Origin of the sequence: Haloplanus natans DSM 17983 (assembly GCF_000427685.1) — an archaeon.
Classification (GTDB): domain Archaea; phylum Halobacteriota; class Halobacteria; order Halobacteriales; family Haloferacaceae; genus Haloplanus; species Haloplanus natans.
Genome location: NZ_ATYM01000003.1, coordinates 403,605 through 429,065, shown reverse-complemented (window position 1 = coordinate 429,065; position 25,461 = coordinate 403,605). Strand labels below are relative to the sequence as shown.

General features: G+C 57.6%; 28 protein-coding genes, 2 tRNA genes and 5 pseudogenes. 11 read left to right on the top strand and 24 right to left on the bottom strand.

The genetic code is table 11. The features are described 5' to 3' along the window. The coding region (locus tag HALNA_RS20800; protein ID WP_211225973.1) for a hypothetical protein at nt 1-224 on the bottom strand (224 nt) is incomplete at its 3' end. A gap of 306 nt (nt 225-530) precedes the next feature. On the opposite strand from HALNA_RS20800, the gene HALNA_RS01865 reads away from it, so the two are divergent. Genes HALNA_RS01865 through HALNA_RS01850 form a run of 4 tightly spaced genes read left to right on the top strand, consistent with a single transcriptional unit; the run spans nt 531 to nt 2,554 of the window. After that, nucleotides 531-866, top strand: coding sequence for a hypothetical protein (locus tag HALNA_RS01865; RefSeq protein WP_049934560.1), 336 nt, complete (start codon nt 531-533; stop codon nt 864-866). Nucleotides 867-871: 5 nt separating this feature from the next. Beyond that, on the top strand, nt 872-1,741 hold the full coding sequence (locus tag HALNA_RS01860; RefSeq protein WP_049934612.1) for an FAD:protein FMN transferase: 870 nt from the start codon (nt 872-874) through the stop codon (nt 1,739-1,741). Continuing rightward, nucleotides 1,725-2,012 (top strand): thrombospondin type 3 repeat-containing protein, encoded by a 288-nt coding sequence (locus HALNA_RS01855; RefSeq protein ID WP_049934559.1) that lies wholly within the window; start codon nt 1,725-1,727, stop codon nt 2,010-2,012. Before HALNA_RS01860 ends, HALNA_RS01855 begins: the two co-directional genes overlap by 17 nt. Beyond that, on the top strand, nt 2,012-2,554 hold the full coding sequence (locus HALNA_RS01850) for a hypothetical protein (protein WP_049934557.1): 543 nt from the start codon (nt 2,012-2,014) through the stop codon (nt 2,552-2,554). The genes HALNA_RS01855 and HALNA_RS01850 overlap by 1 nt, the downstream gene beginning before the upstream one ends. Here the strand turns inward: HALNA_RS01850 and HALNA_RS01845 are convergent. The 4 genes and pseudogenes from HALNA_RS01845 to HALNA_RS01830 all read right to left on the bottom strand — a co-directional run bounded on the left by HALNA_RS01845 (nt 2,551) and on the right by HALNA_RS01830 (nt 6,281). After that, the gene (locus HALNA_RS01845) at nt 2,551-3,072 is read right to left on the bottom strand and encodes a winged helix-turn-helix transcriptional regulator (RefSeq protein WP_049934555.1); all 522 of its coding nucleotides are present in this window, start codon (nt 3,070-3,072) and stop codon (nt 2,551-2,553) included. The genes HALNA_RS01850 and HALNA_RS01845 overlap by 4 nt on opposite strands. Nucleotides 3,073-3,075: 3 nt before the next feature. Next, nucleotides 3,076-3,252, bottom strand: coding sequence for a hypothetical protein (locus tag HALNA_RS21025; RefSeq protein WP_245575977.1), 177 nt, complete (start codon nt 3,250-3,252; stop codon nt 3,076-3,078). 464 nt (nt 3,253-3,716) lie between these two features. Then, nucleotides 3,717-5,377, bottom strand: a pseudogene (locus tag HALNA_RS21020) (transposase); the annotation flags it as partial. A 64-nt stretch (nt 5,378-5,441) separates the two neighbouring features. Beyond that, nucleotides 5,442-6,281, bottom strand: a complete 840-nt coding sequence (locus HALNA_RS01830) for a hypothetical protein (RefSeq protein WP_049934610.1) — start codon at nt 6,279-6,281, stop codon at nt 5,442-5,444. A gap of 106 nt (nt 6,282-6,387) precedes the next feature. Between HALNA_RS01830 and HALNA_RS01825 the strand changes: the two genes are divergently transcribed. Continuing rightward, nucleotides 6,388-6,777, top strand: a complete 390-nt coding sequence (locus HALNA_RS01825; RefSeq protein WP_049934551.1) for a CopG family ribbon-helix-helix protein — start codon at nt 6,388-6,390, stop codon at nt 6,775-6,777. Nucleotides 6,778-6,807: 30 nt separating this feature from the next. On the opposite strand, the gene HALNA_RS01820 is transcribed toward HALNA_RS01825, so the two are convergent. From HALNA_RS01820 to HALNA_RS01800, 5 genes are all read right to left on the bottom strand, one after another. Beyond that, nucleotides 6,808-7,191, bottom strand: a complete 384-nt coding sequence (locus tag HALNA_RS01820; RefSeq protein WP_049934549.1) for a hypothetical protein — start codon at nt 7,189-7,191, stop codon at nt 6,808-6,810. A gap of 260 nt (nt 7,192-7,451) precedes the next feature. Then, on the bottom strand, nt 7,452-7,949 hold the full coding sequence (locus tag HALNA_RS01815; protein WP_049934547.1) for a twitching motility protein PilT: 498 nt from the start codon (nt 7,947-7,949) through the stop codon (nt 7,452-7,454). Nucleotides 7,950-7,952: 3 nt separating this feature from the next. Continuing rightward, nucleotides 7,953-8,321 (bottom strand): UPF0175 family protein, encoded by a 369-nt coding sequence (locus tag HALNA_RS01810; RefSeq protein ID WP_049934546.1) that lies wholly within the window; start codon nt 8,319-8,321, stop codon nt 7,953-7,955. 130 nt (nt 8,322-8,451) lie between these two features. Next, complete coding sequence (locus tag HALNA_RS01805) at nt 8,452-8,874, bottom strand: PIN domain-containing protein (RefSeq protein WP_049934543.1); 423 nt, start codon at nt 8,872-8,874, stop codon at nt 8,452-8,454. Beyond that, a complete protein-coding gene (locus HALNA_RS01800) occupies nt 8,871-9,173 on the bottom strand; it encodes an AbrB/MazE/SpoVT family DNA-binding domain-containing protein (RefSeq protein WP_049934608.1) in 303 nt (100 codons plus the stop codon). Before HALNA_RS01800 ends, HALNA_RS01805 begins: the two co-directional genes overlap by 4 nt. Before the next feature lie 180 nt (nt 9,174-9,353). Here HALNA_RS01800 and HALNA_RS01795 point away from each other — a divergent pair, with 180 nt between their 5' ends. Continuing rightward, a complete protein-coding gene (locus HALNA_RS01795; RefSeq protein WP_049934541.1) occupies nt 9,354-9,761 on the top strand; it encodes a hypothetical protein in 408 nt (135 codons plus the stop codon). A 52-nt stretch (nt 9,762-9,813) separates the two neighbouring features. On the opposite strand, the gene HALNA_RS01790 is transcribed toward HALNA_RS01795, so the two are convergent. Further along, on the bottom strand, nt 9,814-10,086 hold the full coding sequence (locus HALNA_RS01790; protein ID WP_157573395.1) for a hypothetical protein: 273 nt from the start codon (nt 10,084-10,086) through the stop codon (nt 9,814-9,816). Nucleotides 10,087-10,159: 73 nt separating this feature from the next. On the opposite strand from HALNA_RS01790, the pseudogene HALNA_RS21555 reads away from it, so the two are divergent. Further along, a pseudogene (locus HALNA_RS21555) lies at nt 10,160-10,413 on the top strand (hypothetical protein); the annotation flags it as partial. A 1,390-nt stretch (nt 10,414-11,803) separates the two neighbouring features. After that, nucleotides 11,804-13,258, top strand: a complete 1,455-nt coding sequence (locus HALNA_RS01785) for an orc1/cdc6 family replication initiation protein (RefSeq protein WP_084509854.1) — start codon at nt 11,804-11,806, stop codon at nt 13,256-13,258. 408 nt (nt 13,259-13,666) lie between these two features. Here HALNA_RS01785 and HALNA_RS01780 read toward each other — a convergent pair whose 3' ends face one another. Continuing rightward, a complete protein-coding gene (locus HALNA_RS01780; RefSeq protein ID WP_049934535.1) occupies nt 13,667-14,056 on the bottom strand; it encodes a hypothetical protein in 390 nt (129 codons plus the stop codon). A 120-nt stretch (nt 14,057-14,176) separates the two neighbouring features. Between HALNA_RS01780 and HALNA_RS21550 the strand changes: the two are divergent. Then, nucleotides 14,177-14,603, top strand: a pseudogene (locus HALNA_RS21550) (transcriptional regulator). Nucleotides 14,604-14,670: 67 nt separating this feature from the next. Here the strand turns inward: HALNA_RS21550 and HALNA_RS01775 are convergent. Both HALNA_RS01775 and tnpA read right to left on the bottom strand, forming a co-directional pair. Beyond that, nucleotides 14,671-16,044: an RNA-guided endonuclease TnpB family protein gene (locus tag HALNA_RS01775; RefSeq protein ID WP_049934534.1), complete on the bottom strand. Its 1,374-nt coding sequence runs from the start codon at nt 16,042-16,044 to the stop codon at nt 14,671-14,673. Nucleotides 16,045-16,046: 2 nt separating this feature from the next. Next, nucleotides 16,047-16,439, bottom strand: a complete 393-nt coding sequence (gene tnpA, locus HALNA_RS01770) for an IS200/IS605 family transposase (protein WP_049934532.1) — start codon at nt 16,437-16,439, stop codon at nt 16,047-16,049. Nucleotides 16,440-16,576: 137 nt separating this feature from the next. Between tnpA and HALNA_RS01765 the strand changes: the two are divergent. After that, nucleotides 16,577-17,572 (top strand): annotated as a pseudogene (locus HALNA_RS01765) (restriction endonuclease); the annotation flags it as partial. Between the two features lie 36 nt (nt 17,573-17,608). Here the strand turns inward: HALNA_RS01765 and HALNA_RS01760 are convergent. The 9 genes and pseudogenes from HALNA_RS01760 to HALNA_RS01725 all read right to left on the bottom strand — a co-directional run. Then, nucleotides 17,609-17,878, bottom strand: a pseudogene (locus HALNA_RS01760) (MarR family transcriptional regulator); the annotation flags it as partial. Then, nucleotides 17,869-18,165 carry a hypothetical protein gene (locus HALNA_RS20790; protein WP_211225970.1) on the bottom strand — a complete coding sequence of 99 codons (297 nt, stop codon included), beginning with the start codon at nt 18,163-18,165 and terminating at the stop codon, nt 17,869-17,871. The pseudogene HALNA_RS01760 and the gene HALNA_RS20790, both read right to left, overlap by 10 nt. A 409-nt stretch (nt 18,166-18,574) precedes the next feature. Next, a complete protein-coding gene (locus tag HALNA_RS20410; protein WP_169718996.1) occupies nt 18,575-18,712 on the bottom strand; it encodes a hypothetical protein in 138 nt (45 codons plus the stop codon). A gap of 2 nt (nt 18,713-18,714) precedes the next feature. Beyond that, complete coding sequence (locus tag HALNA_RS01750; RefSeq protein WP_049934526.1) at nt 18,715-19,260, bottom strand: type II toxin-antitoxin system death-on-curing family toxin; 546 nt, start codon at nt 19,258-19,260, stop codon at nt 18,715-18,717. 268 nt (nt 19,261-19,528) lie between these two features. Beyond that, nucleotides 19,529-20,350, bottom strand: coding sequence for an SWIM zinc finger family protein (locus HALNA_RS01745; protein WP_049934523.1), 822 nt, complete (start codon nt 20,348-20,350; stop codon nt 19,529-19,531). A 263-nt stretch (nt 20,351-20,613) separates the two neighbouring features. Beyond that, entirely contained in the window at nt 20,614-20,907 is a 294-nt protein-coding gene (locus tag HALNA_RS01740; RefSeq protein ID WP_147270956.1) for a hypothetical protein, read from the bottom strand. 59 nt (nt 20,908-20,966) lie between these two features. After that, a tRNA-Gly gene (locus tag HALNA_RS01735) sits at nt 20,967-21,039 on the bottom strand. A gap of 27 nt (nt 21,040-21,066) precedes the next feature. After that, nucleotides 21,067-22,596, bottom strand: a complete 1,530-nt coding sequence (locus HALNA_RS01730; RefSeq protein ID WP_049934519.1) for a TROVE domain-containing protein — start codon at nt 22,594-22,596, stop codon at nt 21,067-21,069. A 113-nt stretch (nt 22,597-22,709) separates the two neighbouring features. Further along, nucleotides 22,710-22,840 (bottom strand) — tRNA-Arg (locus HALNA_RS01725). 476 nt (nt 22,841-23,316) lie between these two features. Between HALNA_RS01725 and HALNA_RS01720 the strand changes: the two genes are divergently transcribed. Then, a complete protein-coding gene (locus tag HALNA_RS01720; RefSeq protein WP_049934517.1) occupies nt 23,317-24,567 on the top strand; it encodes an RNA-guided endonuclease InsQ/TnpB family protein in 1,251 nt (416 codons plus the stop codon). 242 nt (nt 24,568-24,809) lie between these two features. Here the strand turns inward: HALNA_RS01720 and HALNA_RS21545 are convergent, their stop codons facing one another. Continuing rightward, nucleotides 24,810-25,079 carry an HNH endonuclease gene (locus HALNA_RS21545; RefSeq protein ID WP_394324585.1) on the bottom strand — a complete coding sequence of 90 codons (270 nt, stop codon included), beginning with the start codon at nt 25,077-25,079 and terminating at the stop codon, nt 24,810-24,812. Between the last annotated feature and the right edge of the window lie 382 nt (nt 25,080-25,461).

The window sequence follows — 25,461 nt, the reverse complement described above, 5'->3', positions numbered from 1 at the left end:
GCACTATCATCGGAAAAGAGTGCTCCGAGCGAATCAAATAGCGATAGTCCGCTAAGTGACTCTATCCCTATCTCACTCGTCCCCGTAGCAGTACTGTTCGTTTCTTGATCAGCATCTGCTGTTTGGTTCGCGGGCGCGGCGGTGGCGGAACCAGTTGCTGCTGCACCTGCACTCAATATTAGCAAGGCAACGAGCGCGATACTGGTTATCTTGTTCCTTGGCATTGCAATCCCACATAGGTACAGTTTACAAAATAGCATTCGCGTCCATCTATCGAATCGTCGTACAACCATCGAATCGTCTGCGTGCACAGGGTCAGACAGACACTGATCGCACCAGATGCCTGGTAACCGAATCACATGCGTGCTCAGAACCCATTTCATGTCCTGAACAGATTCGATAGCTGTACGAACATTCGATGGTTGGACGCGAACGCCTTACTACGGCTGTCTCAACCCTCTATTTGCAATGACAGAACGCAACGACCGACACGTCGAAGATAGTGGTTCTGAACCGAGGGGTAGCTAATTATGCGCGTTCCCGTCCCGAAAAACGAACTCGTCGCCTTCACGCTCGTCGGTGCGCTCCTCACAGCTGGTGTCGCCGGGGCCCTCGCGCTGCCCGGTGGCGGCCTCGCGCAGGCTGGCGAGCAACCTAACTCACCAGATACGCCCGCGTCAGAATCCTCACAACAGGTTACTGCGGATGCGCCGACGCCGAATCAGGAGTTCACCCCAGCAGTCCAGACACAGTCCGGATACGAGGACGAAGAACACGAGGAGTATGAAGAAGACGACGAGGATGAAGACGACGAGGAAGAATACGAAGAGGAACACGAGGACGAAGAACACGAAGAGGACGAGTGACCGAGATGATGGGATCGCTCGCATCGGTCTACGAACGGTTTGGGGACACCTACCGCGAGTTCGAGTGTTGTGACACGGCGTTTCGGATTCAGGCGACGGGCATTCGGGCCCAGGCTGGGGCAACTGCGGCCCGAAAAACGGCTGAATCACTCGAATCCCAGCTGAACGCCTTCGATGCGGCGAGTGCCGTCAGCCAGCTCAACCGTGAAGGAGAAGTCAGGAACGAACACGTTGCCCAAATCGTTCGCCGTGGATTCGAATACAACGACCGGACCGACGGGGTGTTCGATATTCATCAGGGCCGCGTCGAACACGATCTCAAAACGTTCCTGCGTGGTGATAGTGAGACACTACGAACAGAGTTCGATACCGGAACTGTCCAAACCAGCGGATCTCACATCACGACCGACGTCGAACTCGACCTGAATGGCCTCGCCAAAGGGTACATCGTTGATCGGGCCAGCGAGGCACTCGGCGGCGTCGGCCGACGTGGGTTCGTCAGTGGTGGCGGTGACATGTCCCCACCGACGGGACCGGTCGCCATCGAGAGCCCGTACGGTGACGACACACCGCTGAAGGTCCTCGACACGGACTGGTACGTCGCAACATCCGGCGGATACCGACGGTCGCGAAACGGCACTGACCACGTCTACGATCCGACCACCGAATCGCTCGGCTCTCGCCATGAATCGGTCACCGTCGTGGCACGCCGAGACTGTATGGAAGCCGACGCCCTGGCGACGACCCTCGCGGCACTCCCGCTTGCCAAGGCACGCGAATTAGCATCGGACTGGGAGGGTCTAGAGGCGCTCATCATCCACGATGGCGTCTTCCATACGACAGATGGCTTTGAGACACATGTCTTGGACACATAAGCAACGAATCACCGTCGTGGCGATGGTCGTCTTAGTGGTGGCTGTCCCTGCTCTTTGGCAGATCGGAGACGTGCGTGCCGCCCAAGCGACCGAACAAAAACAAAGCGACCTCGTCGACCAGACCGTTTCAACGCGACAGGCCCCAGCCGATTACGATGGTGATGGTATCAACGACTCCGCGGATACGTGTCCGACACGACCGGAAACGAAAAACGGGTTCCAGGACGCGGACGGCTGTCCCGATGTCGTCGAAACGACGGGGGCATCGTGATGTCACAGCTCGTCTGGCTCCTCGACCGAGGTGCCGCACTCGTCACGTATCCGGCGTTGTATCTGGCAGTTCTCACGGGAATCCTCTACAACACGGAGTCGTTTGGAATGCTCCACGAGGCCGCTCAACGAATCCATATCGAATTATCCGTGTTCGCGATGATCGTCACGTTGCTACACGCGGGACTCGGTGTCCTTGATGCGTGGTTCGTCGTCACCGGACAGGTTCCAGCGCCGGCATACTCGATTCCGTACTTTCTCGGCGGCATCGCCGTCGGTGCGGGGGCACTGCTTATGCTTGTCGTCGCGGTGCTTGGCTTTACTGACGCAAAACGCTTCCAGCGCCCTTGGGGCCCACGCGTCGTCCACTCATTCGCGTATGCTGGGTTCGCCTTCGGGACAATTCACGCGGCCGCAATCGGGACTGATCTGACGGGACTTATTCGTCCCCTGCTGGGGCCCTCAGTGGCGTTTCTCGTGTACGTGCTCCTGTTGCGTCTGTTGGTGCTTCGAGGGCTCCCGTCGAACGCGGCGGCGAGCTAGTAGCTGTCCCAAAGGCCCAAGATACGGTCAACGACTTTGTCTGTGAACGAGCGCCGGTGAACCGTGTAGAGGTATTTTACCCGATCAGGATCGCTGACTTCGTAGACGACACTCCGGCCGTCACGCTCTTTGGTGACGAGGTCGGCCTCGGCGAGTTTCGAAAGATGCCACGAGACGGTCGATTGCGCCTTGTCGAGGCGGTCGCTGAGTTCGGTTGTCGAGAGCGGGGCGTCTGTGAGAAGATGTGCGAGGATGCGGCGACTGTATTCCCGGCGCAGCGCGTTCATTACTGTTCGATCGGCTTCGTCGAACTCGGCAGCCGGATAGTACCGTGTGTACTTGCCGTCGTCCGAGACGTCGATCAGGTCTTCATCGGCGAGCCACCTGAGCTGGTACTGGAGTGTCCCTTGTGCGTACTCAAGACCGTCGAGGCGCGCGCGAAAGTGAATTCCGGGCGTATCGGCTATCCGCTGGTAGATTTCCCGCCGAGAGGCCAATTCGAGATCCGGGTCCGACATTGCTTAGTCCCGCGTCAAAGCGACGAAAAACGCCACGAGGCCACCGAGAATCAGGATTGCACTCCCGTGTTCGAGCAATTCCAGCGTCGCGTACGGGAAGTACGGGAGCAACAGATACTCGAGAAACACGATGAGTCCGTAGATGGCGAACATCGCGTACCCGAACGTAACGATTCGCATACGGCCATCACGTTCTCGTCGCCACGCGAGGAAGCTGAGTACACTCAGGCCTGCAGCGAGGACGAAGATACCCAGACTGACGTATTGTTCGAGGAGTTGAGCGAGTGGCATACGTTCTATCTGTACACACAGACGGCGCGGCGTGCTCGGCGATTGATACAATTCAATCGAAGGGGGTAGCGTGGAAAACGATTGGCGTTCAACCGTCGAATCCAATCGTATGCATTGAGACGACCAGTCTCAACTACTGTGCCGAGGTGGAAGTTGAGACTACAGGGGGTTTAGCAGGGCTCTGATGCGTGAATTTGACTGATTCGGTCAGCGGAAACTAACTCAGATTGCTCTCCAAACGGTCAATCTTGTTGAAATGACAACCATATACGCGAATTTCGGCGACTTCCGGCAGCGTTGCCACTCAGACGCCGCGCTACCACGGGGAGAGCCCCGTCACTATCCGATTCCGGTTCCTTCTTCAACAGCGTCAGCGTGTTGTCGGCCGTCACAATTGGCGAGTGTTCGTATTCACCAGTCAATTCGACCTGCACAAGCAGGTCCACCGCTCGCCAGATCGAGTACAGCAGACACGCGAATGCGAAGTAGAAGAAGCGAAGCCCGAAATCCGTCGACGTCGTCGCTGCCATGAACCGTTTGATCGACCTGTACCCACTCTCGATCTCCCAGTGATAGCCATACTCCGTGAGGTGCCCACTCCCGCAATTCGTCATAAACACCGAGTACTGCCGATGGTCGTCGTACTCGGAGTCTTCTTTCCGGCGGTAGATCAGCGTCGTCTCGTGCCATTCGTTCTTCCCGAGGTGGAGCTTTCGGCCGGTCTCGTAGCGGTCCTGACCACGTCGGAGCAACCGCTTTGCCTGCGCTTTCTCACGGTCTGCATCCGCTTGGGAACGACATAGGAGACCCCGCGCTGGCTGATCATCTCCAAGACGTGCTGGCTGTCGAACTCCCGGTCCATCAGGACGTTATCGACATAGACGAGGTCCTCAGCCGAATTGAGCAAGTCCTCGACGATTTCCAGTCGTGACTCGCCTTTCCGTACCGGGCGAGCATCAAGGACCAGCGGGACAGCGTTGCCGACTAACTGGACAGTCGCCCACTGGTAAGCGTACTCGTCTGTCTTCTCCTTCGTCCCGATGATCTCGTCCTCGTGTCCGGTGCGGTCGCCTGTGAAGGGGTCGGCTTCGGTAATATCGATGGCGACGATTCCGGCTCGAAAGAACTGCTCTGTCTCCGCAACTTCGTTTAGGAGCCGAGTGATCGCCTGCCGGTACATCTCTCGCACTTGGTCAATCGAGAGGTCGCGGATGTGCTCGCGATGGGCGTGCCCCAGCGGCGTCCGATCCCGAGTCGATTCGTAGACGAAACTGCGAGCCCCTTCGTTCGCAGCCAGCCGGTCGCGAAGTCCGAAATACGTTTGTAAGTCCCAGTAGGCGTTCTCGCGTATCTCACAACCCTCGCCACGTTCCAGCGAAAACGCCGGGAACACGATGCGGCTGACGTGTCCGGTGATCTTCTCTGCCTGCTCCAACGTAATTTGATCATTCGGGTCTGACTCACCAGACTCGTTCCCGTGGTATCGGAGCTTTCGTGCCGGCTCACGCGGAACCGCGACACCTGCATTCTGTGCTTTGATGAGGATCGTTCGAGCCGCCGTCTCGACAGTCTCTCGGAGGTCAGGGGTGAACCGCTCGTGCCAGCTTCGCCACAGTGTCGATTGGTACGGGATCGTCTCGAAACCAAGTTGCTCGCAGAGTTCAGGGCGGTTCCCGAGGTAGCCGACGAGTGCGGTTTCGTGCTCCCACCCGTGGCATTCTTTCAGTACGAACACCCGAAAGAGGATGTCCATCCGGTAGCGTGTTGACCCCGCATACCGGTCGTGGGCACTGAACCGGAAGTAGGCCAAGGGGAGTGCACAGACGAACTCCTCAACTGAATCATGCATCCCGTGGGCGAACCACGTTTCTGAGACTGTCCGGATATCTGATTCCAGTCCCACCAGCGACGTTCGATCGTACAGCGGTGTCGAATCATATGCTGGCCAGGTAACGTGCGAGCGCTGGGCCATCTGTCGAAAAACATTACGACGTGAGGCAAGCGTTGGAGACATAGTTTTGCTAAATCGTGAGTTTAGACCCTATAACGGACAATTCATAGAAATGATAGAAATATATTCAGAATACGCCGATGATGAATCCAACACCCATGATGATGAGGATCGCAGCCGAAAAGACTGGTAAGTACGGTGTGTACTGTTTAACGGTTTCCTCGTGGTGCTGATAGCCCGCGACCAGTAGCATTGTTAGTCCCACGATGCCGATAACAACAGTAATTGCGTATGCACTCATCAGTTCGAGACAGTAGTTTGACCCGGCACAGAAAGCGATAATCTCGAACTCCTCCTCGTGAGCGAACCCGAGCACGAAGGCAAACCAAGCAATTCCGAGCAATCCCCTCTCGGCAACATCATTGGAACCCTCGTCCGTATGTGAGTGGCCCCCGATGAACGGAACGGCGTGTTTCAGGCGAGGAATAAGCCCCTCGTCGTCCTGTAAATCCGGATGCTCGTGAATATCACCGTGGCTGTCGTCGGGTCCGGAGTGGTTCGTCGACTCGTGATTGTGACTCTCGTGCGAGTGAGAGTGGTCGCCATCGGGACTGTTATGCGAGTGGTCGTGGTGGTACTCTCGGATCCCAAGACCGATCAGCAGTACGCCCGCAACCAGACTGACCGGGCCACCGACTTGGATACTATTGAGAATCGTGACTGGCTCGTTGATCTGGGTGAGACTAAAATAGGATTTCGCGTAGAAGAACACGCCAACCATCGCGAGACTACTGATGAGGTGGCCGATACCAATGATGAGCCCCGCCGCAAGGCCGTAGAGCCACTTGTTCGTCTGATCCAACGCGTACGAGGCGGCGACGGGCCATCCATGACCGGGCTCGACTCCGTGGACAGCCCCAAGTGCGACCGCACCGAGCAGTAGTCCAAACGTGTCGCCAGACACCATCGTCATACCCTGAACTCGGAAAGAGCACCGAATAACGGTTGTTAATACCTGATTGGGGGAACCATCATACTCGGGACTCTTGTGTCCGGGCATCGAATATGGTCGTATGCGAACGAGTTTCAATATCCCCGATACAGTGGTCGACGAGTTCGATCAGGTCTGGCAGGATGAGGGATTGGACAACCGATCCCGGGCCGTCCGTGAAGCGATGCAAGAGTACATCGAGTCGCATTCCCGACTCGAAGACCTCAGCGAGGACGTTATCGCGCTCGTCGCCTTTGACTACCGCCATCACGAGGTGATTGGGGAACTCCACGGTGTCCAGCACGACTATCAGGACGTGATTCTCAACACGAGTCACACACATCAGGGGGAGTGGTGTCTCGAGTCCTTATTCTGCCAGGGAACCGGCGAACGCGTTCGGGGACTGACCTACCGCCTTCGTGACTTCGACGGCGTGAATCGGGTGAAAATTATGGTGATTCGAGATAACTGAGCGAGATAGACGTCCCGTGAATTCGCACGCTCAGTCCGCTGCCATTGCCGTGTCTCCGGCTGAATCGGACGGCGTGTTCAGATAGAGGTAGATCAACACGAGGATCAAGGCGACCTGAACCGCCTTGTCAACGTAGTCGACCATTCCGTATTCTGACTTGGCTACGATCCAGAGGGGGAATTGCACGGCCGTATACGGAATCCCGGTCAGGTAGAGCAGTCGCCGCCGATAGTCGAAGAAGAACAGCACAAGTGCACCGGCGTAGCCGACACCTGCGAGTGCAACGGGAATCCGTCCCTCGACGATACCAGCATACACGTGGAGAACGCCAGTGACCACGACTAACGCAACTGCTAGCCACTGGATTTGGGTGAGCGATCCGATCCGACCCGTGGACCTATTTTGTGCGTTCATCACAATACTATATCGCTCGGGATAGGAGATAAGGACTGTTATTATCAGACTCTTGGTGTCGTCATACGACGCGCATTAAGCGGTTGTGCCGGTTTCTCAGTCACGTGTTGTAGCTACGCTTTCGCTCGGCAGAGAACAGTATTCACACAACCGATTCGTTCACTCACTACCAGCTATGCATTGAGACGGCCGGTCTCAACTTCTGGGAAGTTCGGGAAGTTGAGACTACGCCCGCTATGGAGGGAGCCAGTATGCGTATCTCACCGATATTCCGAAATCGACTGGTATGGCACGTAGTACCCGATTTCATCAATCCATGTCGACAGCCACTCACCGGCAGTTGGCTCATCAATCTTCCCAGCATCGATCGCAGCCAACAGCACCCCGACCGACCCTACAACGGTCACGCCTCGATCTTTCGCAAACGATCGGGCATCCCCGTCGTCGGTCAGTAGACGACCGTCCGCAGCATCTACCAAAGCAAATGCCTGTGCTTCACCAGGATCGAGATGGTCACTGACAACCGCCTCTCTGTTTGCGACGGTGTCCGAAATCGTCGCGACGGGAATCTCGTCGTCGAGTGTATCGAGTGCCGACTGAAGATATGGATGGTCATCAACGCCGTGTTCAAGCTCCTCACGGACGACCGGTACCGTACAGATTCCAGAGAGGTCAGCAACAACCCACAGCTGGTCGATATAGGCGAAATTCGAGAGGACAGTCGTGTTCAGGACGCTCCGGTTCGCTGGAATCGTCATCTGTCATTTAGCACGTGGCTCCTCATCAGACGAGTCCTCATCACCGAAGTCGAGTTCGCTCGCTGCCTCTACTTCGTAGGCTGCGTCGTCTTCGTCAACGAGTCCGAGGCGGAGCTCAACACCGTGCTCACGGAGGAGATCCCGCATCGTCCACCGATCGACATCAGCGAGTCTCGCAGCATCACCGAGTGTGATCCGCTCGCGTTCGTAGAGGGCGACCGCAGCTGCAACGCGCTCGCTTTCGTGGTCCTCGAAGTATTCACGCACGAACTCTCGCAACGCATCGCTTTTGCCACTAAACACACCAGCCTCGACAGCGCCCTCAATGAGGAGGTCGAGATCATCTGGGTAGGAGCCGGTGATTCGAGCCATCGTTCTATCCCAGACTACGTCTTCATACTATTTATGAACTACGTCAGACTGCCATATTCACTGAGAAAGTCAGTCTCATCTTCTGTTTCTGGTGGGGTCGGGGAGCCTCAGGATCGACGTCTTCAGTCATCTATGCGGAGCCGTCACGGAACCGCTCTAATGGGACTTCGGAGACTTCGTCATAGTCGTCGTCACCGCCGACCAGGAGCGTCGCCTCGACCTCTTCAGCGGTCGCCAGTGCAAAGGAGTCACCGAGCGCCGGGTTGTACCGAAGGATGTACTCTGAGGCCTCCTGCCAGGAGTCACCGACCGCCATGGTCTCGATTCCGAGATCGGTGAGCCAGTCGAGATACTCGTCAGCGGTGGTCCGGTCGTACTTCCGGGCGATAGTATAGCGGATTTCGGCGAGGTTCACGCAGCTGGCGTAGCCGGCGGTGTCCTCGACGGCGACTGCGTCGAGATACTCCTCAACCACGTCGCTCCCGGGTTCATCATCAGCGTGTGCGATCAGCGGCTCAGCGTCAAAGACGACGCTGTCAGGGACCACCGTCACTCCTCCGAGGGGAACTGCGCGTCACGTTCCTCTCGATCCTGTTCGCGCTTCTCTTGGAGGATCTCGGTCGCGGGCCTGTCGGTGGACGCTTCGCTGCGGGCGGCAAAGCCGCGCATCTCACCCGGCGAGCGGACGTGTTCGACGATCACCTCGCCGCCCTCGGTCTCCCGGAACAGCACCTTTCCGGGAGCCTCGATCCCGAGCTTCTCGCGGAACCGCTTCGGAATGGTCGCCTGACCGTGCTTGGTGACAGCAACGACTTCCTTTTCAGAGTTATCTGAGCGTTCTGACTTACTCATCATTCATAGTATTGGTTCTATTCATAGGTAAGTCTTTCCCCGCCTCACTAATCCGTGGACGTACCGAGAGACGAGCCATATGCATTGAGAAAACCAGTCTCAACTTCTGCAGAGCCGCGAGAGAATGGTTTTCGAGTTGGTACGAATACTCAACTGTGATGCCATCCTACGAGACAGTTGATGAATTCGTTCCACCGGGCAGGGGACGAACGAGTCAACGTCTTTGAGGTCGATGGGGTGTATCTGTTCAAGCACTACTTCGACGGGGAAGATGTGTTCGACCGTTTGAAATCCTACTACAACAACCAGCAATACCGATTCGAAGTCCCACGAGACGATTTCGAGACACTCCGATCCTTTCTATCCGATCAAGGCTACGGTCTCACTGTGGTCGACGCGACAGAGGAATTCGCTGTCGTCGTGAAAAAGTACACGAGCCACCCGGAAAACATCTTCAAAGAGTCGGTCATTCGACGGAGCGTGAACGGCTATAACTGCTTTCTTATGAAGGATCAGGACGCGGTCGAACAAGCAGTGAACGAGGGGGCAGTGCCACTGACCAAGACGAAATTTGAGAATCCATTCTGAGTCATCGGAAGAGTGGACCAGTAACCTGGACTAATCTACCACGATGACTGGCTTACGTGCCGTCGAATGGCTGATCCGGCCGGTATACGATCTGCATCGGCAGACTGGCGGCATCATCAGGGGGATCTGAAGGCAACGACTGACGTTGATTCGGAAATCCTGCCGAAGCGACCGCCAGAGCCAAGGCGTCAAGGACATCGTCGACATCAATCTCGTGAGGGGTATCGACCAACTTTGCAGTAATTTGCCGTATCAGCGCCTCTGGCGAGTCAACCACGTTCGCTGACGACATCGAGGAGTCAGACAAAATGAACTCGAAACCCAAGGGGTCGACCGAGCGCGACCGGCAGTCGTCAAGTGACGACGAGTCGAACGAGACCGAGTCCAGATAACGGGGTCAGCGGCAGATGCAGATTCCGTACAAATTCCGGCGAAAGGGCGTTCAAGACGGTCGCAACCGGCCCCACTGTTCCTGCAGAAGGAGACGAAGGACGGAGAACGCGAGGCACAGCGCGAACTCGAAGACCGCTTCGATGACGACGTGTCGCTGACGAACCCTCGGGAGGCGCTGGTGATGGTCGGACCCGACCATCTCGACGAGGTGAAGGGGCAATTACGAGAGTGGAGCTACGGAATGACATTCGACAACTAAACATCGACTCGAGATATGAGCCAACAATTAACTGAATGAACGGGTAAGGGGCGGTAATGCAGTCACTACCCGTTTCGTCTCTTCCTACCACTCCGGTTCGTCGAAGTATCTCTACTCTGCTTCCAGAAATTCGTAGGACAGAATCACGTCCTAACCACCCGAAGGCGATAACGGCCTTGTTGAAATCCTTCGTTGCTGACATTCAGTAGAGGCACTCTCTTCACCGTTCACGAGCAAAGCGGCTGAAACTCAGGTAGATACGAAACCGCAAGACGTGAAGAGGGTTTCAACAGAGCCGCGATAACCAAAATACGAGAACGTGGCGGTGCCGAAGCGAACTCGTCAGAACTGTCGAAAGTCTGCTGTCGCCGTTGGGGTGGGATCGGTCGAGGATTCGTCGGAGGCTCGCGAAGACACGAGTAACGAAGCTGTCGGCGTTTACAGAGACCGATATTTGAGAGACGTCAATCCGAGTTACCCCACAAAACAGAATATTCTGGCCCGTGGGGTAACCACGCAATCAATCCAATCACACCCCTCTATCGATGTGTTCGATCTGACCGCCACTCCGGGCTTAATCAATCAGAAAAGCGGTTTCTCAACATCATTCGTGAAATCGCCTCGTGTTCAACTAATGCGGTAGCGCGGGATCACCCCCCTCAAACGCGAACAAGGCGAGCGGCAACGCAGAGTCGGTGACATTCAGCCATCTACGTAGTCAATTCGATAGAAATCGAAATACTGAGACGTGTTTCGTCGGAGATAGGAGTATGAGTGGCACGCGCGAGTACTTCGCGCCAGATGTCGAGAAGACACACACCCCTCTATCGATGTGTTCGACCTCTATGCCGACAGGGTGAGATAGAAGCTCTCGAGGATAGTCCCGTGATCACTGACGAGAAAACCGTCGTTACAAGGCTCGTAGAGTACGATACCGACAGAACACGACACCACTCATACACCACGACTTCTGACGTGAGAGATGGACAGAATCACGAGGGAACTCAACACATCGAACACATCGATAGAGGGGTGTGTGAGTGGCTAGTCTAGAAAGCTAGAAGAAGAAGACGAAGCCACGGTCTCGTCGATGGCGTTTGTCGGTATTGTCCACCGTGATTTGCGGGAAATCGTGTCGTATCTGTCCTCGCGCTGGTCTCGATGGCGCCTTCTCCCCCCACCCTCTCGAACTCGTGAACACATCGATAGAGGGGTGTGTCTGTCCAACGATTCCCATCAACCTCGTGGAACACTTCGTCAGCCGTTCCCGTTTTCATCGCCAATTTCCAGTCGAAGCCGCGATATCTTTGAGAAAAATCGACTGATTCCCCGGATCACACTTCGATAGGGGTGGGGAAGATTTTTGTCGTCGGACTGTATGGTTCCCGCCATGGGTGCCGAGGACTCCGAGAATTCTCCATCTGATCTCGAGGCGAGGGGGGACGACTCGTCAACAGATGACGAGACGACGCAGGTCGATCTCGCGTCGAGTTCCTCATATTCTGAGCAGGAATCCGTCCCTTCATCGACTACGGAATCCGACGAAGATACATCACAGTCGATTGAGGACATGCTGCTCGAATTCGACGAACAAGAAGGATTGATCCGTGACCGGTCACTCCTCGATCCGAACTACGTCGTCGAAGAGGATCGCATCGTCGGTCGCGACGAACAGCTCCAGGAAGTGACGAAGATGCTCCGCGTGGCGCTCGGCGATAACCGCCCGCCGAATCTCTTTCTCTACGGGCCGTCCGGAACGGGGAAGTCGCTCATTACGAAGGCCGTTTGCCACAACATCAGCCGGATCTGCGAGTCACGGGATATTCAATTCGGAACCATCGAGGTCAACTGCCAAGATCTCGACACTCTCGGGGTTGCTGTCTACGAACTAGCGAGCCAAGCCGCCGACGAGGTCGGCGTCGAGATTGACGTTCCGAAACATGGTGTCGCGACCAAGGAGAAATGGGACGAACTCTACCGCATCGTCAACGAGAATTTCGACTCCGTCGTATTCGTCCTCGACGAACTCGATATGCTGGTGGGCCGCCGAGATAAACAGGACCCGGCGTTTTCGCGACTGCTCTACCAACTGTCTCGGGCCGGAGCCAACGACGAACTAACCGCGTACATCTCTGTCGTTGCCATTTCGAACGACGCCCGTATGATGGAGTCCGTCGGAAGTCGTGCGCTGAGTTCGTTCACTCCCGAGGACGTCCACTTCGACGACTACGACGCGAATCAACTCCAATCGATTCTGCGTCGACGGCAGGATGCGTTCCACGACGATGTCTTGGATGGCGACGTGATTCCACTTGCCGCTGCGTTCGCCGCACAAACACACGGTGATGCGAGAAAGGCGATCGACTTGATGCGCGTCGCCGGCGAACTTGCCGAACGAGAAGGTGACGACCGCGTTCGCGAGGAACACGTACGGGAAGCCCAGGACAAAGTCGAGAAAAACCGCGTTCTCGAAGTCGTCCGCGGCATCAGCACGCAGAAGAAGCTCTGTCTCTACGCGACGGCAGCCGTCGCTTCACAGACCGACGAAGGATCGGCTCGCAGTACGACCGGCTATCGCGTCTATCAGTTCCTCACCGACTCGATCGACGCCGATCAATACCACCAGGAGACCTACGTCAACAAGATGAAGGAGTTGACGACGTACTCCCTCGTCGACTTCGAGCGCCGGAGTCACGGTCCCAGCTCCGGAATGTTCCTCGAATTCCAGTTCGGCGAACGTCCGGAGACGATTCTCGAGACGCTTCGCGAAGACTCTCGAATCGACATGGTCTCGCCCGAGGAAGTCGAATCGGTCGTGAAAGCGCAGATTCGAAACGAAACCTGAGCGTGGACTGTTCCTCAATCGACTGCGGAGGGGACACCCCTCTATCGATGTGTATCAGGCGGATGTTACCGCGTCACATTTCGATATTCATCTTGAGTGCCGAGTTCATAGAGCCTGCTTGCGTCAGACGCACGTCACACACCTCTATCGATATGTATTCGAACTCGATATCGACTCTATCGGTAGAAATCGGCGATCTTGGATTGACAGCTTCTGCGAACTGGCCCGCTGACTGACGGCATATCATCACTCGTTTCGATACGTTTCGAACTCACTCATCTACCGCCTGCTTCGCAGCACACGCACCGCTATCGATGTGTTCGCCAGATTGCTTTGCTTCCGCACACCCCTCTATCGATGTGTATTCGCGAAATTCGCGCTGTGACCGAACTCGAGGTTGTGAGAACACTACTCTCGCGGATTGACTGGCGCAATATACTCGTTCTTCCAGGAATCGCCTTCGCGCCACTGCCAGTAGAAGTATCGGTACGATTTATCGCCGGTTTCCTTCGTGGTCTTCACCGTAATGTACGCGCCACTCGTCGGGACGTCTTCATAATCCTCTGGATCCGTCGAGATCTCGCGCTCATCCAGCTCTTCGAGTTCTTCCTCATCGACTTCTTCCTCGGCTCGTCGACGCTCGAGTTCTTCCTCCCGCTGTCGACGTTTCCACTCTGCCAGATCAGCCGCGTACGCCGCGACCGCTTCCAGCCGTTCCGGGGATTGGTTCTCGAGTGGCTCACGCAGACACTTCGGCAACTCCGGTGCGGGCGGCTTCTCCGGACCGTCCTCGACCATAGTTACCCCACAACGGCATATCACATCAATTTGTGGGGTAACTTTGAGATTCGGCGACGTACACTCCCCGTTATCGATGTGTAAACTACTGCGTTACTCCGTGTTCCGGCTGATTCCTCGATTTTCGACCTTCGACAAACATCATGGGCGACGGATTCGCGGGCAGAAGATCGCGCCACCGTTCGCGAGCGGCTCAACCTCGTCACCCGGGAGACGCGATTTCCGCTCGTCCAGGACATCCTTGGGCATCCGTCGGGGCTACCGACGCTGAAGGAGTTGGACTACGTCAATCCGAGCCGGAGTCAAACAACGATCCGCCAGCATCTGCAGCGCCTCGTCGAGACGGGAATCGCCGAGAAAGTCGAACTCCCCGAGGACCGCCGGCAGAACGACCTGCCGTACACCTTCTACTGGATTAGCGAGGAGAGGCGTCCTCAAGGAGCACAGGCTCCTGCGCGCACAGGAGACTCTCCGAGGGATCTACGACCGGGTCGAGAAGACCGCCGAGATCGGGCGCTACGAGTCAGCCCTGCGCCCTGCGCGATGAGTGATTCAGCGATGTGACATCCTCCTCGCCGTAAACGGCGAGGCTTCCCCTGCATGGGGAATACCAGTCAGTCGTCGTCACCAGAACCGGAAGTTCTGGTTGGCTCACGAGACGCAGTCTCGTGAACGCTGGCAGAGGGTTCCGACTTTTGGAACGCCGTGAGCGTCATCTGCGAGGGTGTCTCGCTCATCTCACGGTGTCGTTCGAGAGACGCGTCGCGTCTCTCGTGACCACGAGACGACGAAGTCGTCTCGGTCGGAGTCGTGGCGGTGTCACTACCGCTCCCATCCCGAGGCGAGTCATCGCGTTCCGCCTTGTCAAGCGGGACGCTCTCTCCCCACGGGTCAACCCGTCGTGCGATATTCGCGGAAGCGTTGATGTCGGCCTGAAACGTCGAAACGTGGCAGTCGTCGTGCGGACACCGGAACTCGGCTTGTGAATCACGCCGACCGATACGGTGGCACGAGTGGCACGTCTGAGACGTGTACGCCGGATTCACGTATTCAACCGGGATGCCTGCTTCCGTCGCCTTGTCTTCGATGCGCCCTTGGAGTCGGGCGAACGCCCACGAGTGAAGGCGACGGTTCATGTACTTCCCGTAGTCGAGTCGTTCGCGGATGTACGTCAGATTCTCCATCACCAACACCGGGTCCTCAAACCGTTTGGCGTACTCGACGGCTTCCCGAGACGCCTTCTCCACGATGTCGGTGAGCGCGTTCTGGTAGTGGTCGAACCGTTCGTCGGTACGCCACTCCGAAGCGTCACGCTCTTGGAGTCGTTTCAGGGTGGTGTGCATCTCTTTGCGGAGGTGCTTCGCTCTGCTTCCGCTACGCACGAGCGGGTCAGTCGGAGAACCGTCCTTGAGGGCACAGCCCGTGATGAGGGCGGTTTCTCCGATGTCTAAGCCGATGTGCGTGGCGTCACCGTCCGTCGCTGGTTCTTCGACCGGGTACTCGACGGTGACGTGCAGTACCCAGTTCTTCCGATGCTGTCGAAGCCGTATCTCGCCCGCCTTCGCGTCCTCCGATACGAGATCGTGCCAGAGGTCTTCTTGTTCGGGATTGATACGGAGCGGTATCCAGAAGTTCGTTCCCCGTCCCGGCCGGGGAACCCACCACGTGAACTCGTAGTCGCGTTCTTCGGAGTGGTCAAACTTCGCGGCTTGGTTGGTGAGCCGTATCGGGTGTTCGTCGTCCAACTCCTTCGCGTTGTACGTCTTGCGGAGTTTCGGAACGTAGTTGCAGAGTGCGGCTTTGGCCTGATACGGGAGGTCGTAGGGCGTGACGATGTCGCTCACCGCCGACATGGTACTCGCTCCGGCGTCGAACGCCGCTTGCAGACCGTCACGGTAGGTTTCGAGGAGGTCATTGAGTTTCGACTGCTTGTGCGCGGTGGGTGGCGCGAACGTCGCCTGCAACGTCTTCGTGACGGTCGTTGACATCGCTACTGGTCCTCCACGTACTCCATCAGCACGTCGATGCTCACCTGTCCGGTGGTTGCGAGGAAGTACCCCGGTTGCCAGAACGCGCTGTCGAGCGCCTGCCGAGTCTCGGGGTATTCGTCCCGAATCTTGCGAGACGAGACGCCTTTGAGCGAGTTGATGAACTTGGTGAGGTTCGTGGTGGGCTTCGCCGTGAACAGGATGTGAACATGGTCGGAACCGCCGTTGACGTTCTGGATGCTCACGCCGAAGTCCTCGGAGATGTCGCTGGCAATCTCACCGATGCGTTCGGCTATCTCGTCGGTGAGGATGTCCGCGCGGTACTTTGTGACGGTCACAAAGTGGTATTGGAGCGCGTAGACCGTTTGCGACCCTTTTTCGAGGTTGTACTTCATTTGGCCATACTAATTTCTACACACCCAATTTTAATAAAAGGTTTGCCGTCGTGGGGTATTCGGCCTGCAACCGACGGTGGAACGTGAGGCAGTTGTCGGCTTCACGCCCGCCCTAAAGGGCGGGATTTTCGTCTTGAAGAAAGATAGCCGACGAGATTGGCCTTGATCTCTACAACGGCCGGATCGAGATCCTCTGTGACGAAACACTCCGTCCGTACGATCCAGCAGCCGCTGTCGACGTGCCCGTTCAGGAGGCGTTCCGCGACATCGAAAACATCGAGGCCGCCGATCTTCCGGCACCACACTCGCAGGTGACGTTTCGGCCGGTGGTTGCGATCACCGCCGACACGAACGCTGTCTTCGAGACGTCGGTGGGCGTCATCCACCGGATCAACGACCGCACACAGTTCGTCGTCCACGCTGAACGCGGACATCCACGGGTGGCCGACGACGACATCGCGACGCTGGTGACCGAGAATTTCCACGCGACGGTTGACCTCGACGCCGATCGATTCGAAGACGTGTTCGACGAGATTTCGGAGCGTCGGTTCGGCCAAACCCAAACGGAGTACAAGGAGTGGGCTGTCGACCGCCTTCGGGACTACCACACGACGACGGTAACCTACACTGGCGACAACAACGTCACGTACAACAAAACGTGTGAGCCGAATCTCTCGGACATCTCAGTGCAATCGATTGAGCCGGTGTCTCTACCTGAAATTCGCCATACGACCGAGATACAGGAGTACACCTACCCCTACGAATACTACGCGGCGGGACCCTCGCGAGTGACGACCGAGGACGGAATTCATCGCTGCGTCCACTGCGAGACGAGCGGCGTCGACGAGACGTACACCTACTGCCCGAACTGCGGGGCGATCGCCTGCGACAGCCACATCAAGACCGAACGACTGGAAGGTGACCCAGTCTGTACGGGCTGTGCGGTCACGGAGCGGTTCGCGCTGAAGACGAAGTACTTCTACGACGAGGAGAATCTTGAGGCGTTCCGTGAAGAGTACGCTGCGATGCCGATTCATGAGAAGGCGATGGAGAACAAGCTGCTGGCTGGCGGGAGCGTGGTTGCGACCCTGTTAATCGTCCTCGGCGTTCTCGTGATCGGCGGCATCATCTAACCCGTCGCAATTTTCCGCCAGGCTGCGGAATTGGTGTTACGAGACTCCGTACTGCTCTTTGAGCGCCATATATTCGCCCTTCTTCGGGAGGATGACTGGCAGATCATTTGTCCTGTCGAGGTCGCCCTGAAGTGGCCGATACAACGCTTTCACAGTAGGTTCCAGGTCGTACCACTGTGCGGTCTCGATGAGCTTTTCCTGATCGATATCCTGCGTTTCGATCAGCAGCAGCGAATACCTGACGCGCCGGGATCCGCTATCCAGAAGGAGCGTATGGCACACGGCTTCAGCAGGCGTTAGCTCCTCCCATACCCTTCCCTCGCTATCCGCTCACGGGCCGCTGATAGCAACGCGTCGCCAGCCGCTGCGGTCACCTCGGCAGCAGTGGGGAGCGTAGGCCCGCGCTCGGTTAGCTGGGGTGCGGGCTCGTCGTCGAGATCGTAGATGAGCGTACAGTCGTCGACGGGCTCGTCGTGACCTAACGTGAGAAGTGTCGTTGCTACTGCTCCCTTTGCCACAGCGCCGTAGAACGTCCCTGATTCGACGAGGAACTGGATCACAACACGGAGTGTCTGGCTTGGAATTCGCAGCATCCGACTCCGACGCGGCGTCGAGTTCGTGTTCGAGACAGAACCGGCATTTTGGTTGCGATGCCGAGATCGATGCGCCACAGGAGACACAGGCTCGGTCTGTGTCGGTTGTTCCATCCGGATATCCACCTGAATGAGAGGCTTCACGCTGATGGGTTGGCAGGCCGTCCGCTGGCCGATCCAGCGCTGGGTCTGGCACCAGAGCGCCTTCCTCGACAGGTTGGAACGCGTCTCGGTCTGAGTTGTGGTCAGTCATCGATTCGCTCCGTGTTTCCCCGGTTTGGCAATTGAATCTCCGGACGCTGTCCACACAGCTCTCCGCGCGGGGCGCTACTGAGACAGATGCCTAGAGGAACCGACTCAGGATTGAATAGACGAATGCGTGACCGCTGACGGATTGTTGGCTGTAGTCCTATTCCGTGGCGAGTTCCTCGTAGATGTCCGCGTGCTCGTCGAGGTCCTGGCGGCCGAGGAACCGGATGAGATACTTCCGCGCCTCTTCAGCGGACAGCTCGTCCGGAATCTCCGGCTGCTCACTTTCAGCGGCCATGCTTACTCCTCACTATGGGGGTCGTGGTCATAATCGTTTGGTTCGTTGGATTGCTGATCGACTGTGTCGTGCTCCGTGGGGGGCTGGTCTGGACCCTCAATACGTGCCAGCCACAGGTTGATGGTCGCCTCGTACTCCGGAGCAAGCGCCTCTGTGTGCGCTCGGAGATACTTGATCACGTCGTCCGCATCGACACTGGCCTCATCCGTTGCGAGCGCCTTCAGGATCTCTTTGATCTCCCGATCATAGTCGAATCGCAGCCCATTCAGCGCGTAGAAGATCCGGGTCGACATGAGTGCCGTTCGCTTGTTGCCATCGACGAACGGATGATTTGCCGCAATAAGCCGTAGCAGCTGATATGCCGTCTCGTGGAGCGACTTGGGTGCGTGGCCGAAATGGCCTTCTTGGATATGTTCAACGGTATATTCGATATCTCCTGGTGAAGAGATGCCCGCCGCTGTGTCCGCATTTGACTCCACGATTAACTCGTGGATGTCACGGATATCACCAGCCGACAAATAGCTGATTGACTCCGGTTCCTCGTCCATTATCGATATGCTCTGTGAGGACGCTTATCTAACCTCTGCTTTTTGCAGATGCTCCTCGCTTCTCTGTATCGCCCTTGCCCACTCTTTCCATCAAGTAGTAGAGTCGACGACAGTCGCTCCTCACGGATCGGTCACGACACGTCGCACACGCGTTGTTCTCGTGAAACCGGCTCCACCGAGAGTCAGCGCGATGTGCCGCAGACCGTGACGATATACGACCCCTCGAACTTGCGGACGTCATCGAGCGTCTCGAAAGTAGTCGACAGAGTTACTCGCATGACTGCTCGCCCGCCTTTCCCCGGAGTTCGACCGCTGCACGCTCGAAGTGTTCCGCGAGGAACGGCGTTCCCGATGTCGCCCGCTCGTCGAGGAATTTGACAGCGTTAGTGACCGCATCAGCGTCGCGTTCCGTGGCCGCGACACAGTCGACGTACCCGTCGAGTGCCCGACTGAACGCACTCGAGAAGTGATCGTACGCACCGTCGACGCGCTCCATGTTGTCGTCGAGCGACTCGACGAGTGCCCGGTAGACGGTCGCCGCCGACGCGTACCGCCCCTGCTCGCGGTACTCGTTCGCGAGGTTGAACCACTGCGTGAAGTCGATGTGCTCGAAGACGACGTGGTACTCAGGGTTCCGCTCCTCGAACCGCCGGTCGATCGAGGTGCGAAGTTCGTCGACCGACCGCCTCGTCGACTCACCGGCTTGGGCGAGAAACCGGTCGCGGAGATCCGCATCGGTCACGAGTTCTTCACGCAGGAACGCGCGGAGTTCGTCGATGTCGGCACCGTCGAGTGCGGCGTCGAGTCGAGCGCCCTCGTCCGGGGGACGGTCGTCCACACATCGAAGCAACACGGCGACGACGTGCTTGCACGTTCCCGGCCCGTCGTACGGACAGTCGCACCGCGGGGCAAACTCGTCGGCGGCGAGGTCGACACGGACATCGTACTGACGGCTGCCGCTCACGACGGCGGTGACGGTGGTGTCGACGCGGTGCATCTCGCGGATCCGGCCCTCCGCGAGGTAGCGTTCACCGCGTTCGAAGACCGCGTCCGTGCAGACGCCCCGAACCGTGTCCTCGGTTACGTCCATGTGTGTGGATAGAGTTCCGGCGTGAGCGGATAAAACCGATACGTCGATGCCGCTTTCGCTCCGGATCGGAACATGTTCCTCTGAGAGACCCCACGAAACTATCGCCGTACCGCAGCAACAACACTCGGGCGCGACGGGATACCGCTGCTGCCCGGTCTCGAAGGGTGGATTCCTTCTGTACTCTGGTGGTCGTCTTCCTTACTATACTTTCGACGACGCTCCTACCAAGCAGAGGTGGTTAAGCAACGCACCGTTCTGAACGGCTATTCAATCCGTCTGATTGACTCCAGCCCCGAGACATCTTTGAGTCTGTCTCTGATCTCCTCCTTGCTAATCGCCGTAGACCACTGGACCGTAATTTCGACGGTGATGAGTGTTGCCGACAGCTGTGGCTCGATACTAGCCAGTTCGTCAATCGTTACGTCGTCGATAGTCTCTGGCCGCGAGAGGCGCTTCTCAGCGTCAATGACGAGGTCCCCATCTGCACCGCAGGGGATTCGGATCGTTACGACGGCAGTTGTCGTCGATTCTGAGTCGGTGGTATTGGGTATTGCCATACTATCATCTCCGATGAGGCGCATCTCACGGGCCAGATGTTTCTCAACTGTACTCCGAGTGCGCGAGGGACGATTCGAACGCCCGTCTCGGTCGTGGCACGACCGCGTGTTTCCGAACTCCACCACTCGCGCATCCTCAAAGAAAAGATCCGAACAGGGCTAGGTCGGCTCGAACGCCCCGATTTCATCGATGACCTGCTTCGGCTTCTCGGCATGTTCGATGAACGAGAGGACGTTCTCCGACCACCCCGAGATGTTGTAGACGTTCTCGTAGCCTTCTGGCGTCACCAGGTCGCCGTAGGCCGCGAGGTCGACGAGATACAGCGCGGTGTCCGCAGACATCTCGTCCCGATACGCATCGAACGCCTCCTTGACCGTCTGGGAATTGCGGGCCGTGAACGGCGTGTTGTCCCAGATCTGCATATCGGTGAAGACGACAATTCGTTCAACAGCATTCCCTCGGTCGTGGAGGTGCTTGATCGCCTTCCAACCGTTCGTCGAGTCCCCGACGTTCTCGTCGATCGCCAACACCGCCGCTTGGCGCTGCAGTACTGGCGTGTCGACGTGCATCGGAACGGTCTGGAAGTCGTCGCCGAACCCGCCGACGTCGGCACCCTGGTCGGCCAGGATCGCACCGAACAACGCACCGATCTCCTTCAGTCGGAGCGTGCTGTTCGCGGACAGCGGCTGATCCATCGATCCCGACAGATCGACCGCGACAAAGGTATCGCCGAATCCGCCAGGCACCGTCTCGACAGCGACATCAATTGCGTCTTCGAGCCACTGCTCGACCGTCGGTGCCTGGACATCCGCGTCTTGCAGCGCGGTGTAGGCCTGGTAGTACCGGAACGGGTACAGCGGCGCGTGGCGGACGGCCTCCAGGTCGAGGTGATCCACGACGGTGTCCTCCGGAACGCCGGCTTCGAGCATGTTCCGGAGGTTCCGGATCGACGCGAAGATGGGCAGCGTGTACTCGTCGTCCTCGATGAGCAGTTCCCAGGCGGCTTGGGTGTTGCCGCGCTCGGAGATAACCGTCTCCCACGTGTTCGGCGCCGGCAACGGGTCGACGTCGGGATAGTCGTCGAGGCCGCCGCGCATGAACTGTTCGAAGAGCGCTTCCTGCTCGGCGTCGACGGGCGTAGGGTGGACGCGGTTGAAGACGTCGTGCAGCGTCACCTCGCGCCGAGACAGGCCGTACTTGCCCAGCGTGTAGGCGTCGGCCATCTCCACCAGCGCGTCCTCGATCCCGCGTCGAAGCGGCCACGGCGCAGTCCCGCCGACCAGCTGATCGTGGACAGCGAGCGCGGTGGCCGTCTCGTCCATCCGCTGGATGATCGCCGGCGCCCATTCGCGGATGAGCGACTCGGGGGAGTCGTCCTTGAATCGGTCGTCGTTGGCTGCCAGTACGAGCAGCACTTGTGGGATGTCCCGCAAGTAGAGCTCCTGGCGCGCATAGGCCGCGAGCTTCAGGACGAACTCCGGGTCCTCGTTTGCGGTGGCATCGAACTGGCGAACGACAGCAGCGAGCTGTTCGTCATCGGTCTCGTAGAACGACCCCTCCAGCAGCTGGTTGATCGTGCGCTTGTACAGTGCGAGTCGGGGGTCGGCAGGCTCGAACGCTTCCCCACCTTCGTAGTTGGTGGTCCGCGTTGCCTCCGCGACCGTTTGCTTTGGCGTGTTGAATTCCATCCTATCACCCGGAGCCGCAACAGGCGACTCCGATCGCAGCTGCCCACACGCTCTGTGAGCAGCGAGTATCGGGAGAGAAACTTCCCGAACCAGCCTCGCATCGCTCGGCTGGACGTTCCCGGCACGATTCGAACGTGCGACCCCCGGCTTCGAAGGCCGGTGTCCTCGTGAGGGTCGAAGACCCAAACGAGGGCTCGTCAGAGTTCACTCTGACGGTGCTCTGTCCTGACTGAGCTACGGGAACACGAGTGGCCGGACAATTCCTGGAGCGAACGACGGGATTCGAACCCGTAATGTGCCATCGACGTAGCGCTCCAGATCGACGGCCACTGGCGACACGGCGACCGGAAAACCGTCGGAGCGGGACCGGTGTCGAGCGTCCTCTCGTACGCTCTTTGTCCGGGATGTTCTCGATGGACTGTGCCACCGACAGGATTTGAACCTGCGAGTTCCTAGCGAAGCAACGCTCCGACTCGACGGTCGCCACGTGCGGTCGGGCAACCGGTGGTGCGACGGGCTATCTTGATACAGCGAGAGAATCCCGGCGTTCACGCCGTCACCAGAAATCAGAGATTTCTGGTTGCCCGTCAGATATAATCTGACGACCGGGCGTGAATCGCGTAAGCCCGGTAATCCATTCCACGGGAACTGCCGGGGCGGATATTCCATTTTCACTCCGGCAGGCCATTACTTATCAATCTCACATACAACAGGCTATGTATGGCGGATCAGGTCACGCGCACCTACGTTGCGTCCATTCGCAATCACCAGCAGGTGTGTGACGATCTCGATTCGCTCGGAGACGCCGCCTCCAGAATCTGGAACGTCGCACGCTGGACAGCCGACCGTATCTGGAACGCAACCGGCGAAGTCCCAGATGAAGGGACGCTGAAAGCGTATATAAAGAACCAAGCGTGCTGGAAAGACTTGAACGCACAATCCAGTCAGAAAGTCATCGAAGAACTTTCCGACGCTTTCCAGTCGTGGTTCGACCTGCGACACAAGCTTGACGAGGCGAATCCGCCTGGCTACCGCAAACACGGCGACACCCGGCCCAAGAGTACGGTTACATTCAAAACAGACGGATTCAAACACGACCCTGAAAACAACCGCGTCCGACTCTCAAAGGGTAAGAACCTGAAGGAACACCGCTCAGACTTCCTGCTCTGCGAGTACCAGACCCGTCCAGACGTTGACCTCACCGAAGCCACCAAGGTGCAGAACGCCCGGGCGGTCTGGAACGGCGACGAATGGGAACTCCACTTCGTCTGTAACGTCGAACTCGAAACCACCGACACCGCAGGCGACGAAGTGGCGGGGATCGACCTCGGCATTACGAACATCGCTACGGTTGCGTTCCCTGACGAATACGTGCTCTACCCCGGCAACTCGCTCAAAGAAAACAAACACTACTTCACCCAAACAGAGTATGACACCGAAGGTGAGAACGGCCCTTCGGAGAAGTCGATGTGGGCACGGCAGAAGCTCGCAGAACGTGAGACACACTTCTACCACACGCTTACGGACACGATCATCACAGAGTGTGTCGAACGTGGTGTTGGCACGCTCGCGGTGAGTCGGCCCGAAGATATGCGCGAGTCAGACTGGGGTAAGACGGGGAACAAGAAGTTGCACTCGTGGGCGTTTGACCGCATCTACCAGTACCTCGAATACAAGGGCGAGATTCGTGGTGTTGAGGTGTTGAAGGAGAACGAGTGGGATACGTCGAAGACGTGTTCACGGTGTGGTGACGACACGAAGTCGAACCGTGTCGAACGCGGCCTGTACGTTTGCTCGTCGTGTGAGTTGGTCGGGAACGCGGATTGTAACGGGGCGGAAAATATGCGCCAGAAGATAACTCCGAGTCCTCACGGCGAGGATAGGAGTAACGGCTGTGTGGCACAGCCATCGGTACACCTGTTCGACTGCGAGAGCGGAACGTTCAATACGAGAGAGCAGGTCGTATCGTAGACCGGCAAATATCCCAACTGCGGTACGGGACGCCCCGCCGTTCACGGCGAGGAGGATGTCACGACTCCCGTTGGTGTGCTTTGCGGACGAAGAAACGCACCACCTCGACGACCACACGCTTGGGAAAGCCGACCGTGACAGCGTCACGGATCCGTGGCTGCCCGCTATGTCAGACACGGAAAAAACGATGTCAGGGCCAGCCCCCCGAGTGCTCCCGAGGGGAATCGACCCCCTCTGTCAACTCAACCTTGAGCGGAAGCAACCTCCAGATCACCTACTTCGACTTTTCGATGACAGCTCCGACAAAGACAGATCACGTTGTCCAGTCTGTGTGCCTGCTCGGGATCACCATGCTCTCTAACAGGAACGATGTGGTGAACGTCTGGTTCCTGTCCGAGTTCCTCCTGAGTTGCACCGCACGACTGGCACGTATGATCGTCACGTTGGAGGGCTTGCCGTCTTACTTTGGCCCAAGAGCCAATGTACCCGACATGGACCCCCCCTCTCCACATGGGGTTCCCATCGTTCTGCGTTCTCTCCGACCACCATATTCTGAAGCACTTCCGTGAACAGAACCGGTTGTCACGATACGTGCGATACGTCTCGCCACAGTAATCGCACGATTTCTCGGGTTTCCCTCCTTTCCATTTCGGGTTGTCTTGTCCGGATGGTGTTGTCGGTGGATCACATTCGTCGCAGTACGTTCGCTTCGACTCGTCGTCGTAGAACTGCTTGCCACATGATTGGCAGGTCCGGTTAGGGAGTCGTTCACCGTGCGCACCGTAGTGGTGAATCCGCATCCCGTGTTTCGTATCGAACTCGTCTCCACACGTTGGACATTCCGCCGTCATTACTTCTCTTAGTGGAGTTTGCTCCCGTTTTTCGGGATAAACT

Excerpts from the sequence above, each read along its gene's own strand:
- HALNA_RS01720 (WP_049934517.1), top strand. The coding sequence starts at position 23,317 with ATGGCGGATCAGGTCACGCGCACCTACGTTGCGTCCATTCGCAATCAC.
- HALNA_RS01820 (WP_049934549.1), bottom strand. The coding sequence starts at position 7,191 with ATGAACGCACAAAATAGGTCCACGGGTCGGATCGGATCGCTCACCCAA.
- HALNA_RS21025 (WP_245575977.1), bottom strand. The coding sequence starts at position 3,252 with ATGCGAATCGTTACGTTCGGGTACGCGATGTTCGCCATCTACGGACTC.
- HALNA_RS01800 (WP_049934608.1), bottom strand. The coding sequence starts at position 9,173 with ATGAGTAAGTCAGAACGCTCAGATAACTCTGAAAAGGAAGTCGTTGCT.
- HALNA_RS01855 (WP_049934559.1), top strand. The coding sequence starts at position 1,725 with ATGTCTTGGACACATAAGCAACGAATCACCGTCGTGGCGATGGTCGTC.
- HALNA_RS01775 (WP_049934534.1), bottom strand. The coding sequence starts at position 16,044 with ATGTCAACGACCGTCACGAAGACGTTGCAGGCGACGTTCGCGCCACCC.
- HALNA_RS20790 (WP_211225970.1), bottom strand. The coding sequence starts at position 18,165 with ATGCTGCGAATTCCAAGCCAGACACTCCGTGTTGTGATCCAGTTCCTC.
- HALNA_RS20410 (WP_169718996.1), bottom strand. The coding sequence starts at position 18,712 with ATGGCCGCTGAAAGTGAGCAGCCGGAGATTCCGGACGAGCTGTCCGCT.
- tnpA (WP_049934532.1), bottom strand. The coding sequence starts at position 16,439 with ATGAAGTACAACCTCGAAAAAGGGTCGCAAACGGTCTACGCGCTCCAA.
- HALNA_RS01815 (WP_049934547.1), bottom strand. The coding sequence starts at position 7,949 with ATGACGATTCCAGCGAACCGGAGCGTCCTGAACACGACTGTCCTCTCG.
- HALNA_RS01830 (WP_049934610.1), bottom strand. The coding sequence starts at position 6,281 with ATGGTGTCTGGCGACACGTTTGGACTACTGCTCGGTGCGGTCGCACTT.
- HALNA_RS01795 (WP_049934541.1), top strand. The coding sequence starts at position 9,354 with ATGAATTCGTTCCACCGGGCAGGGGACGAACGAGTCAACGTCTTTGAG.
- HALNA_RS01860 (WP_049934612.1), top strand. The coding sequence starts at position 872 with ATGATGGGATCGCTCGCATCGGTCTACGAACGGTTTGGGGACACCTAC.
- HALNA_RS01845 (WP_049934555.1), bottom strand. The coding sequence starts at position 3,072 with ATGTCGGACCCGGATCTCGAATTGGCCTCTCGGCGGGAAATCTACCAG.
- HALNA_RS01730 (WP_049934519.1), bottom strand. The coding sequence starts at position 22,596 with ATGGAATTCAACACGCCAAAGCAAACGGTCGCGGAGGCAACGCGGACC.
- HALNA_RS01810 (WP_049934546.1), bottom strand. The coding sequence starts at position 8,321 with ATGGCTCGAATCACCGGCTCCTACCCAGATGATCTCGACCTCCTCATT.
- HALNA_RS01745 (WP_049934523.1), bottom strand. The coding sequence starts at position 20,350 with ATGGACGTAACCGAGGACACGGTTCGGGGCGTCTGCACGGACGCGGTC.
- HALNA_RS01780 (WP_049934535.1), bottom strand. The coding sequence starts at position 14,056 with ATGGTCGAGGACGGTCCGGAGAAGCCGCCCGCACCGGAGTTGCCGAAG.
- HALNA_RS01865 (WP_049934560.1), top strand. The coding sequence starts at position 531 with ATGCGCGTTCCCGTCCCGAAAAACGAACTCGTCGCCTTCACGCTCGTC.
- HALNA_RS01750 (WP_049934526.1), bottom strand. The coding sequence starts at position 19,260 with ATGGACGAGGAACCGGAGTCAATCAGCTATTTGTCGGCTGGTGATATC.
- HALNA_RS21545 (WP_394324585.1), bottom strand. The coding sequence starts at position 25,079 with ATGTGGAGAGGGGGGGTCCATGTCGGGTACATTGGCTCTTGGGCCAAA.
- HALNA_RS01785 (WP_084509854.1), top strand. The coding sequence starts at position 11,804 with ATGGGTGCCGAGGACTCCGAGAATTCTCCATCTGATCTCGAGGCGAGG.
- HALNA_RS01850 (WP_049934557.1), top strand. The coding sequence starts at position 2,012 with ATGTCACAGCTCGTCTGGCTCCTCGACCGAGGTGCCGCACTCGTCACG.
- HALNA_RS01740 (WP_147270956.1), bottom strand. The coding sequence starts at position 20,907 with ATGGCAATACCCAATACCACCGACTCAGAATCGACGACAACTGCCGTC.
- HALNA_RS01825 (WP_049934551.1), top strand. The coding sequence starts at position 6,388 with ATGCGAACGAGTTTCAATATCCCCGATACAGTGGTCGACGAGTTCGAT.